Here is a 12,245-nt window from a genome sequence, read left to right on the forward strand (position 1 = left end):
CGCGCTCTGTGAACTCTGTGTCTAAATGGATTTTTCTGTTTAAATCACCGTTTTAACGCATGAGTTTCCAGACGTCCTCGCCGCCGGAGAGCGGGCGGAGGCGGTAGGTGTATTCGAGCGCCCAGCGGTTGAGGCGGTATTGCTCGTGCGGGAGGCGTCCCCATGAGTTGTCGCCGCCGAGTCCGCGCTGGTGCAGGTCGATGTTGAACGTGACCGTGTCGCGCTCGGGGAGCTGGTAGGGATAAAACTGCCCTTTCTTGTGCGTCGGGAAGAAGAGGTCGTCGGTGGTCTGGTGGAGCGCGTTGGCGCTGAGGAGCGGGCCGTTGTAAGTCTTCGCGGCGAGCAGGCCGCGACCCTTGTCGTCAGTGAGGGCGATCCAGCGCACGCCGACGTGGTTGCCGGTTTCCTGCGGTTTTATGTAGGGGAAAAACTGGTCGCGGACTTTGCTTTTGTAGAGACCGACGCGCGCGTCCTGGCGATCCCAATAGGTTTCGTGCGGGCCTTTGCCGAACCAAGCGAGGTTGTCGAATCCGGCGCGGAGCGTGGTCTGCATTCCGAAGCGCGGCAGCTCGGCGGCGCCGCGGAGATCGGGGTCGCCGTAGAGTTTGAGGGAAACAAGGATGTCCCCGCTCGGGCAAACCGTCCATGTGAGGACTTGCGCGCGGTTGACCGCCTCCAGCTTGCCGGCGGCGGTGAGGGTGACGCTGCCGTCCCCAGCGTTTTTCACCACATCAAAGCGGTCGAGTTTCCAAGAGTCGGGAGCGGTGCGCCACGCGCCGGGACCGTAGGCGGAGGGGCGAGCGTAGGTTGGTTTTTTGCCCCCGTAGCTCACGGTGGAGCGAAGCGCGTCGCCGCGCGCGGGATTGCCGGGATCGGTCATTTTGTTGCCGCGGTCATTGTCCACGGGAGCGCGCCAGTAGTGCGGCGCGAGCGGTTTTTCGAGGAGCTCGGCGTCGCCGGTCTTGAGCGAGACGAGGAAGCCGGTGGCGCGGTCGAAGGCGGCGGAGAAGGCTTTGCCGGTGACGGTAACGGCAGCGGCGGTTTCGTTGACGGCGAGGGCGTCGGCCTTGGGTTTTGCGTCGCGGGTTCCGACAGACACGGCGTCAATGGGCAGCTTGAATTGTTCCCATGCGACGACGTGGCCCGCCTTGGCCCAAGGCGCGTCGGCGCGAAGCGTGAAGTCGATTTCGAGGAAATACTCGACGCCCGGCTCGGCCTTGATTGAGCGCAGCGGAATCGCGACGCGCCTGGCCTCGCGCGGGGCGACCGAGAGCCTGGAGAGCTTGCCCTGCTGGAGCGTTTTGCCCTCGGCGGTGAGACGCCAGCTCGCGTTGAGCCAGTCGGCGGTGCTTTGGAAATCGGCCCAGTTTTTGATTTCGATTTCAGGCGAGGCCGCGGCGAGGTCGATCGCGCGCATCTGGACGGGCTGGTAAACTTTTTTCACCTCGGCGAGTCCGGGATGCGGCGTGCGATCGGCGTCGATGAGGCCGTTGGCGCAGAAATTGCCGTCGTGCGGGAAACGTCCGGGGTCGCCGAAGCTGCCGCCGTAGGCGTAGAAAGAGCCGAGCTTCGGATCAAGCGGGAGCGATTTCGGATTCTCGACGTATTCGACTTTGCGCGACGCGGGCACGGGCGTGCGCAGTCCCTGATCAACCCAGTCCCAAATGAAACCGCCCTGAAGGTGGCGCGCACCGTCGTAGATGGGACGCCAGTAGGCCCAAATGCCGCCGTTGCTGTTGCCCATCGCGTGGGAATACTCGCACATGATGAAGGGCTTGGCGCGCGGGAGGTCGGAATAGTGGACAACCGACTCGGGCGTGGGATACATGGGACAAATCACGTCGGTGAACTCGCCGCTGTTGTCAGCCTCGTATTGGACAGGGCGGGCGTCGTGCGCCTTGAGCCAGTTGTAGCCGTCGATGAACGCCTTGCCGTGCGCGGATTCGTTGCCGAGCGACCAGCCGACGACACAGGCGTGATTCTTGTCGCGCTCATACATGCGGCGGATGCGGTCGAGATGCGCCTCGTGCCACTCGGGCAGGTTGGCGAGCGCGATGGCGCGGCCCGCGTAGGTCTCGCTCATCTGGCCGTGCGATTCGATGTTGGCCTCGTCGATCACGTAGAGACCGTATTCGTCGCAAAGCGCATACCACTCGGGCGTGTTCGGATAGTGGCAGGTGCGAACGGCGTTGAGATTGTTTTGTTTCATCAACAGGATGTCCGCGATCATGCCCTCGCGGGTGACGGTGTAGCCGTTGTCGGCGTCCCACTCGTGACGATTCACGCCGCGGAAAAGGACGGGCTTGCCGTTGACGAGAAACTGGCCGTCGCGCATCTCGGCGGACCGGAAACCGACGCGCCACGGAATAACTTCGAGCGCGCGGCCCGAGGCGTCCTTCACGGTGAGGAGCAAAGTGTGGAGCGCGGGCGACTCGGCGGACCAAAGCGCGGGCGAGGTGACGGGAATGGATTTTTCGAAACGCGCGGAGGCGGACGCGGCGAGGTTCGCCGCGGGGATCTCGAACGAGGCGAGTTGCTTGCCACCGGGCGCGAGCAGCACGGCGGAAACGGACGCGGCGCTTGCGGCGGTGGTGTAGTTTTTCAACTCGCCGGTGAGCGCGAGCGTGGCATTGCGAAGCGAAGCGTCGAGCGTGGTGGTGATTTTGAAATCGCGCAGATGCACGCCGGGCGCGCTCCACAGCCAGACATCGCGGAAGATGCCGCTCAGTCGCCAGAAATCCTGGTCCTCAAGATACGAACCGTCGTTCCAGCGGAACACCTCGACTGCGAGAATGTTTTCGCCGCCATCGGTGCGCAGGTGCGGCGTGAGGCGGAAGGTCGCGGCGGTGCGGCTGTCCTTGTTGAAGCCGAGTTTTTTGCCATTGAGCCAGACGGTGAACAGCGAGCTGACGCCGTCGAACGTGATGAACACCTCGCGTCCGTCGCGCCGCCATTCTGCGGGCGTGGCGAAAGTGCGGCGGTAACTGGAGACGGGATTGTAGTCGCCGGGAATGTCGGGCGGCGTCACGTCGCGCCACGGGTAGGTGGTGTTGGTGTAGATGGGGATGCCGTAGCCCTCGATTTCAACGCACGAAGGCACGGGAATGGTTTTCCACGCGCGGTCGTCGAAATCGGCGCGCCAAAAATCGAGCGGACGCTTTTCGGGACTCGAAACCCAGTTGAATTTCCACGCGCCATTGAGCGAGCGGTAGAAAGGCGATTTCGCGCGGTCGAGCGAACGGGCGGAAGCGGAGTCCGCAAACACGGTCATCGCCGCCGCGGCGGGCTCAAGCCCCTCGTGCTGCCGTGTCGGATCGGCCCAGACATCGGCCGCGCGAAGCGAGGGCGTCATGGCAAACGCCATTAGCATTATCGATTGGAGTAATATAGCGGACGGGTGTTTCATTGGAAAGTGATGTCGAATGTGCGCGGAGTGTGTTGATATGCGTATCGAAAATGGGAGCCGTCTGTGTGTGACGGCTCCCAAGTGATTAATACGAAGATTGTATTTTGATTAGAACGCGTGACGGTAGCCAAGGCTGATGGACCAAGGCTTCTGATAGCCTTCGCCAGTGGCGAACTCGTAGTCGAAGTAGAGCTGGCCGGCGGCGGTCGGACGCCAGATCAAGCCCACACCAGCCTCGCCACGAGCGCCGTCCACGTTGGGACGCCACGGGGTGCCGTCGTTCACGCGGATTTTACCGCCGGAGCTATCCTCGTAAGCCGCGCCAATGCGTCCGGCGATTTCGATATGGCTGTTGGCGAGCTTCCAAGCGCGTCCGGCGCGCAGTGTGGCGCGCAGGCGGGCGATGGTCGCGTCGTCGCTGTCCACGGCGAGATTGTCACCCTTGGTGGTGTAATCGTCGCGCATGAGATACACGAGCGAAAGCTGCGTCGAAGGCTCGGCGAACCAGCCCGCGCCGATCTTTTGGTCGAGCGCGATGCGCTTGCCGACTTCAAGAGAAAGGCCGATGGCGGTGTCGTCGTAGCTGCCCTTGGTGGGAGTGGACCCGTTTTGGGCGGTCGAGGTGAATTCGTTGTCGTAAAGCGCGCCGGTAAGGGTCGCGTTGGCGAACCAACCTTCGGTGTTCATCCATGCGGCATAGGCGCCGAGGCTGAGCTGGTCGCTGTCGCCGTCGGCCGAGCCGTTGCGCGCGTCGAAGTCTTGCGAGGCGTGTCCGTATCCGAGGTAGACGCCGAGAGCCATGCGCCCGGACAGGGCGGCGATAGTCTTGTCGGCGCCGATCTCGAAGCCGTAGAGATCCATCTCAAACGGACGCATGTTGGTGCTGGAGCTGAAGCTGGAGTTTTCGGCTCGGGCGCGCAGCCAGACTGAGTATTTGCCCGAGGGCTCCTCGCTGATGGAACGCAGTTCGCCGATGCGGCGGTAGAGGTTGTCCTGGGAGGCGAACCACATGACGCTTTGCGCGCCGTGGACGCTGCTGATCGCGCTGAACGCATCGGACTGGCCGTTGGTGGCGAGAATGATGGTGCCGGGCGCGCTTTGGACAACGGCGTAGTTGGTGCCCTCGAAGTCAAGGCCGCCGGTGAAGGTGGCGTTGTTTTCGCCGGAAATCGTGGCAAGGACGGGCGCCGGGCTGTCGCTGGTCGGCGCGATCGAGCTGGCGGCTGCGCCGAGAACCAGATTGTGGGTTCCCTCTGCGTCGCCGTTGACGATGAGTCGATCGCTCTCACCGGTGCCAGGGTTGACGTTCATGAGAACTGAGCCGTTACCGGAGAGTCCCTTGACCTCGACGGAGCGGTAGTCGTCGGAGGCAATGTTGCCAATGTTCAGCACGCCGTGATTGGCGAGTTGACCGTAGCGATGCTCTACGGGGCCGCCGAGTTGAACCGTGCCCTCGGCGATGTTGAGCGCGCCGGTGAAACTGTTCGAACCGCTGAGGATAAGGGTGCCCGTGCCAAGCTTGGTGAGGGATCGTTTGTCCCAGCTCGGGTCAACATCGGCAACGCGGTTGGCAAGAGGGGTGTCCACTTCAAAGGTTTCGCCTTCGTTGATTGTGAAGGTGCCATGCGCGCCACTCATGGCATTCCATGCGAGGCGGTAGCCTGCGTAATAGGAAGAAGTGCCATCAGCCTCATCCCTAGCCTGGCCGCCCATCGTGATGTAGTCGGGCGTCGTGCCACCTGGGATTCCGATAATGGAGGTAAAGTTACCGTAAATGCCATTGGACGCGGTAACGATCAGCGCACCAAGATCCGAGAGTTCGCTAGCCTTGGTCACGGTGTTGTAGCCGAAACTGGCACCGTTAAGCACGAGTGTGCCCGAGAGCGATGCCTTGCCGGCGGTGATATAGGCATCCGTGCGCGAGGAAGCAAGGTCAACAGTGAGAGTCGAGTTGTGATTCTGCTTGTAATGGCCGCCCACAAGCATCGTGCCTGTCGAAGCGATATTAAGCGTGGCCACGCCATCCTTACTAACAAGAGCGTCTCCGTTGTTGACGGCGAGGTAGCCAGCGAGGTCGAGTGTGCCGCTGCCGGTGGCTCCAGCGCCGATGACAAAACCGGCAGTGTTTTCGCCTGTGCCGCTGGCGATCACAGTGCCAGTTTGCTCAATGCTCATGTAGCCGGCGCCATCCCAACCAATGCCAAAGTTGGCGTTGCTGGCATGCCCACGGGTGCCCGTGTCAAGAAATCCGCGGACAATGGCAGTGCCACTGCCGGCGGCGTAGCGGCCGAGGAGAACGTAGTTATCGGTGCCGCCCGCAAGGACGGTGCCGGTTTGTTCGATGATGAGGGTGCCGACACCGTTCACGCCAATCTGGAAGTTACCGCCAGTTGCGTCCCATAGACCCGCGACCGTAACAGTGCCGTTAGCATCGGATTCGGCTGTGTTGGCGATGTTGGCACCACCAAGGGAGACAAGCTCGCCCCCCTGCTCGATGGCGAGCGCCCCAGTGCCGCGTTGGGCGACATAGGTGACGCCGGCATCCCAGCGTGCACCGTTTTTGATGGTGATGCCGCCGTTGGCTGTGGAGGTATCGCTGATATAAAGGTTACCGCTCGCGATGGAACCTCCTGTTTCGATAGTGACCGAGCCCACCCCATAACGTCCGACAACCATGGTTTTGCCGGTGTTATCAAGAAAGCCGTTGTTGGTCACATTGATGACACCGGTGCCGGAGGACGCGCCGTCAGCACCGCCGCCGAGGTAAAGCGTGCCGTTGTTGTTCACAACCGTGCCGCTGTTGATATTCAACTCACCGTAGCCGGCAGCACCGACGTAAGGCAATGCGTTGGCAACGAGCATTCCGTCGACATTGACTGTGCCACTGGAGCCCACAGCATTGGCAATGACAAAATTGGCCCCTGCCTGCACGGTGCCACCGTTGGCAATGTCGAGAAGGGCGGAACCCTCATTTCCAACAGTCAGGCTGCCTCGGGTTTCAAAAACTGCATCCTGCGAAACGGAAACGGAACCTTGGCTGCTCGCGTTAAACCCAATGTGAGTGTCGGAACCGCTGCCTAGGTAGCCAGCCACGGTTGCAGTGGCAGTGCCTTGAGCCCCGATGTAAATAACATCAGACGAACTGACTGTGCCGCCAGCTTCAACGGCGAACAAAGCGGTGGCGCTGGCATCATTGGCAATGCTGAGAATGCCAGTGTTTTCGACGACACCAGCCACAGTCACGTAAACCTCACTGTCGGCGGCGGAGGCGATATTAATCTTGCCGGTGTTCAAAGTGCCGGTGGCGGCAACCTCAAGTGCGCCAGCGTCCACAATGGTGGAATTAACCACAGTGGCATTACCGCCGATGTTGAGCGTGCCGAGGCCGGTTTTGGTGAGGATTGGCGTCTCAATGACTGCATTGATGAATGCCGTGCCGGTGGCGACGGTCGTGTTGACCGCCAGATTTTCGGCCACTGCGGCAAGCGTGCCCGTGCCGTTGATGGTGTAGACAACATCATCGAATTGCAGGCCAAAGGCGGAGCGGAAGCCAGAAACATCAATGGTGCCAGTGCCGGTGGCGAAAACGGCAAGAGCCCCGTTCTTCCAAGCGGCCGTGGTGACAACACCGCTGGTGCTGGTGCGCGTCCATGTGATGCTGTCCGTGTCCCATACGTCGTCGCCACCCTTCCAGTAGAGGAAGTCGAGCCCCGCGCTGCCGATGTTGATTTTAAGCGTGCCTGGAACGGACATAATGTCGAGCACTGCGTCGGCAGTCAGTCCGAAGTCCACACCGGTGATTGCCCAACTGCTGAGAAAGTCGGTGCCCGATATGGCAGTGTAGGTGGCGAGAGTGTAGGAGCCCGGGACGATATCGTCGATTTCCAAAGTGTCGCGATCAAAGATAAAGGAGCCGCCTCCCCCGAAGACGAGGGTGCCGGAGACGTCAAGCGCGTGTGTGCCCGTAAGCGAATAACGCCAGATGGCTCCGTTTTCCAAAGTAATATTGTCGGCCGTAAAAGCTCCTGAACACATATCGAGCGAACCGCCGGAAGCGATGGTGAGTTCCGCAACCGTGGCATCAGCGGCGGTGGCACTGATCCTTCCGCCGTTGTCAACATAGACATTCCCCAGTTTCGCACCGATGCTGGTGTTGGGATCGGCGGCGAGCACAATGGATCCGGCCCGCACGGCGATCGTGCCGCTGAAGGCGGTGGAATCCGCTGTGAGCGCAAGGCTGCCGCTGCCGAGCTTGATGAGCGAGGCATCGGAGGTGCCGGCAAAAGCGTTGGTGGCAGTAACAGCCAAAGCTTGCGTATCGAGCGCGAGCGTGCCGGAACCAATGTCAAGATTCGAGAAGTTCTTGAAAAAGTCGTCGGTATCGGTCCTGGCGCGAAGTGTTCCGCCTGTGGCCATAATCGTGGCGGAGCCGGCGCCAAGGACGAATTGGTTGGCTTCGAGCATGCCGCCGTTAAGCAGAAGCGTGCCGACGCTGGCGTTGCCGCTGGCGATCAGAACGCGGTCGGCAGTGACGAGCCCGCCTGAAACAATCTCAAGGGTGCCGGTGCCGGCGAGACCGATTGCGGTGTAACCGTTGTTGACGATGAGCCGACCAGCTATGGTGGCGATGCCATCGCCGGTGGCGTTGTTGCCGAGCGAAAACGCTGTGGTTTCACCGCCAAAGCCGGAAGAGACAGCGGTGCCGCCTGCCTCGATAAACATGGTGCCAGTGCCACCCCAGCCAATGCCGAAGTTTGCGTTGGGCTCGCTATTGCGGGTGCCTGTGTCAAGGTAACCACCGGAACGAATGATAATCGTGCCATGGCCGGTGGTGCCGGTGGTGGCGGTGCCAACGTAATTGTTCGTGCCGTGGGCGATAACCGTGCCACCATTGATAATTTCAAGCGTGCCGTTTCCGGAACCACCGACAACGATGTTTGTGCCAACGTCAAGCTGTCCGCCGACGATGACGGTGCCAGTGCCGGTGGGTTTGGCTCCAATGCTCATGCTGGAGCCAATGGAGACAGTGCCCGTGTCGTTGATTGTGAGAGATCCTACGCCGCTATTAGCAACCGTAATGGAGGTGCCGACTCCCAAATAGCCATTGACTATGGCGGTGCTAGATGCACCGGGAACGGTGTGATTGGCGTTGAAAGCACTATTACCGTCGGCAATCGTAAGAAAGGTGCTAACAGTAACAGTGCCTGTCTCGTTGATTTTAAGGTAGCCAACACCGGAGCGGCCAACCTTGAGATTGCCGCCCGTCATCTGCCAGACGCCATCAACAAGAACGGTGCCGGATGCGTTGGTGGTATGATCGGCACCGGAAGGCAGTCCAATATGCCCAAGACTGGTTTCGGTGCCACTGAAGATGACCGTGCCAGTTTGGCCGATGATAAGAACGCCTGTAGCGTTTTTATACGCTGGGTTACTGCTATTGGTTCCTGTATAACCGATGGAATTGATGGCATTGGTGCCGTTGGTCCGGAGAAGTCCGTGAACAATAACGGTGCCAGAACTATTAATGCTATTACCGATGCGGATGTAATTGGCGATGGAAACGGTGCCGGATTCATTGATAGTAAGAAGACTGCCGTCGTTGACAGTGGGACTCTCTCCCATGTTGCCGACGATCATGTAGCCTCCCACATTCCAATTACCGTCAATGGTGGCCGTGCCCGACCCTCCTATATTGCGGGCGAACCAAGCGTTGGCGCTATTGTAAAGCGTGGCATTCTCGCCGAGATAGAAGGTGCCGGAACCGTAATTGCCGACATAGAAGGTGCTGGCACGAACTGAGCCGGACTCGATGATGGAAAGCGATCCCTTGCTGCCAAGGCCATTGCCGATGGAGAGTTCTCCAGTCGTGTTGTTCCACAAGCCGGCAACAATGACCGCAGCCTCGTCACCTGAGCCAAGACCTATATTGGTGTCATTAACGGTGGAGGTGGAAATAATACGCACAGTGCCGCTGGCGATATTGATTACATCCTCGGGTTTGCGAGTGGCGGTGATTGTGAGGCTGGAATCGGCATACCAGTTGTAACCGTCGGTAATGTAACCTTCGCCGCCGCCCCAATAAACATCGGCGGCAGGCATGGTCGCCGCAAATAAGAGCGAAAGAGCCGCCGCGGCACCCGCGAGCTTGGCCCTCAATTTTAACCGGTTTGCACGGAACGGAGAGGTGTGTGTTGAAGGTTCGGTTTGAGGTGTTTTCATGATGGTGTTTAAAATACGATTTTACTTCGGGGCGTAAAAGTGAAGTTGTGTTTACGTGTTAAGTCCAATCTGGGTTTAAGGCGAGGTTTGCCAAATGGCGCGGGTTTAATGTTTTGTTCTGATTTTTTGATTAATTTGTGCTGATCGCAATTGATATTTCAAGGCCTGACAGCGCGCATTTTGACATTGTCGATCCAGCACTCGCCATAGGTGCGAACCACAAGACGGACATCCTTCTCGTCCATGCGCCAGTAGCCGGCGGGAATCTTGGCTTTCAACTGGCACCATTTGCCGGGTTCAATTTTGCCGGAAATGCGAGCCACGGTATGCCGATCCTTGTTGCCTATTACTTGGGCGGAAATATACGATGACACTCTCGCCTCAGCCTCGGTGTAAATCCATAGGGAAACCTCAGCCGCGGCACCGAAATTCATCAGATGGTCGAGCTCAAAGCCAACGGTGCCCCAGTCCTTGCCCGTTGTCTTGATGCGCAATGATGATTTGCCAGAGTGCGCACGGGTTGTGTCAATGTCGCGGCTCACCCGATAACCGAAAACGTTGCTCGGCGGGGTGTTTCCCTCGAAATCCTCGTCGATCACAGTCGTCACGGGCGTGCGAGGCGACAGTTTCACAGTGCCTGCAAGGTCGTTCTCGGTTGTGGAAAGCATCCACAGGAGCGCCTTTTCTTTTACAACACCCTCGCGAAGCATGCCGCGATTGGAGATTTGACGAACTTCCCATTCCATGCGGTCGGGATAGACGCGGCACACGCGATAGGCGTTGGGCCACTCGACGAAGGCAGGGTTTTGGATGCTGGTAATACCATGATAATCGCCAACGGCATTGTAGTGCATGTGACCATTCAAGGTGGCGACAACATTGGGCGCGGCATCGAGAGCAACCATGAGTTTTTTGTCCATCACCGAACCTTTGCCAAGATCATAGCCGCTCACGGGAGATACGCCGCGATTGAGGAAGAACTCATAGTGGGAAACAACAATGGTGGGCGTGGTGGTGTCAGCGGCGAGGGTGGCACGCAACCAATCGACCATGCCCTCGCGATAGGTGGGTTTGTCGGCCTTGCCGCCCCTGAAACCTTGAACGGGGGTGTCCTTGCCATACCAGTGGGAACCGTCGAGCACGATGAAACGCAAGGGAGCCTTGGAAAAGGCATAATCGGTGTTCGAGGGACCATCGGGGAAGAGTTTTGGTATTGTTTCCGCGATGTCTTTTTTACGCGAATCCCGGAAAGTGTCGTGGTTGCCGAGGCAGCCGTAAACGGGCAGGTTGGCGCGTTTGACGATACGGGAAAGCTCATCGTATTGGCTGCGGCGCCCGGCATCGGTCATATCACCCGCAATGATTGCAAAGCCAGCGCCTTCGCGTTTGAGCTGGCGGAGCGCAGCCTCCAACTCGACGCCAGCTTGGGCGTTAAGTTTCAGGTTAATCCATTCGGGACGGCCGCTGCCAAGATGCGTGTCGGAAAGAAGTCCGAAAGAGTAGAGGGGTTTCTCAGCAGGCTGCGCGGCGGCCTGCAGTTCGAGTTTCGCAAAAGTGCCGCCGGAGCGAATGTGGGGCCCCGCGACAGTGATATAATGACGCCCCTTGCTTAAGCGGAAGGGCGCAAGGGAAACGGTGGAGGATGGGCGCTCGCCCTTGATGTTCGGTGCGGGCCCGGGACGATTGCCGGATTGAGTCCCCTTCCACGCCTTGGCCTTTACGGCGGGAGCGGCAATAACAGTGTCGTCGGCAAGCACAGTGACGCGCAATCCGGGGCGCAGGTCAGCGTCGGGTTCGAGCTGGAGCGAGCCGGTAAGCGCAAGATCTTCCGTGGCGTTAATGGCAAACACCAGCAGTCCCTCCTCCGGAATGATGGCCGAGGCAGAGTCGGGCAGGGAAACTTCCACGCGGGCAGTGTCGGGAGCGAGGACAGCGTTGCGTGCGTCGAGAGTGAGGGTGTCGCCAAGTTTGACGGTTGAGATGCGCTTGGCAGTCCTCGACTGGATCATTGCCTTGAGGCGGGGCCAAGCTTGCGCGGGCGTCACTGTCGTGCTGGTTTCAAGCGAAACATCATCGACCCAGCACTCGCCATAGCTGCGAATGACAAAGCGCGTTTGCTGATCCTGCTTGCGCCAATCGCCCGCATAGACAACTCCCTTCATCTGGCACCATTTTCCAGGCGTAAGCGTGCCATATGCCTCGGCAACATTATAGCGGCCGCCTCCATCGTCCGTGGAAATGTAAATGGCGACCCTTGTTTTGGACTTGGTGTAGACCCATACGGAGAATTCGCAGGCATCGACAAAATTCATCCGGCCATCAAGATCATAGTAAACGGCGTTTGATGCAGACCCTGCGTTTTTGGCAAGATGCAAGGAATATTTTCCAGAACGCGCATAAGCGGTGTCCGTGGCGATTTTGAAGTTTTTATCGGGACTGTATTCCCTCGGAACACCTTTTTCAAAATCGTTGTTGATCACCGTCTTGGAGAAAACGGACGGAGATGCCAGTAGGAAAACTACGAAAAGGAGCGAATAAATCTTTTTCTGAGTAAATGTCATAGCGAAGTTTTTGAGGCAGGCGGTAGAATTATTTGAAAAATGCGAATGTCCGCATGCCG

General features: G+C 59.1%; 3 protein-coding genes. All 3 read right to left on the reverse strand.

Annotation, left to right across the window (positions count from 1 at the left end; all coding sequences use genetic code 11):
* Positions 1–52 precede the first annotated feature (52 nt).
* The 3 genes from M2447_RS01085 to M2447_RS01095 all read right to left on the reverse strand — a co-directional run bounded on the left by M2447_RS01085 (position 53) and on the right by M2447_RS01095 (position 12,186).
* Complete coding sequence (locus M2447_RS01085) at positions 53–3,352, reverse strand: glycoside hydrolase family 2 TIM barrel-domain containing protein (RefSeq protein ID WP_277557005.1); 3,300 nt, start codon at positions 3,350–3,352, stop codon at positions 53–55.
* 162 nt (positions 3,353–3,514) lie between these two features.
* Positions 3,515–9,505: an autotransporter outer membrane beta-barrel domain-containing protein gene (locus tag M2447_RS01090; RefSeq protein ID WP_277557006.1), complete on the reverse strand. Its 5,991-nt coding sequence runs from the start codon at positions 9,503–9,505 to the stop codon at positions 3,515–3,517.
* A 278-nt stretch (positions 9,506–9,783) separates the two neighbouring features.
* Entirely contained in the window at positions 9,784–12,186 is a 2,403-nt protein-coding gene (locus M2447_RS01095) for a metallophosphoesterase (RefSeq protein ID WP_277557007.1), read from the reverse strand.
* Positions 12,187–12,245: the final 59 nt, after the last annotated feature.

Origin of the sequence: Ereboglobus sp. PH5-10 (assembly GCF_029504735.1) — a bacterium.
GTDB lineage: Bacteria > Verrucomicrobiota > Verrucomicrobiia > Opitutales > Opitutaceae > Ereboglobus.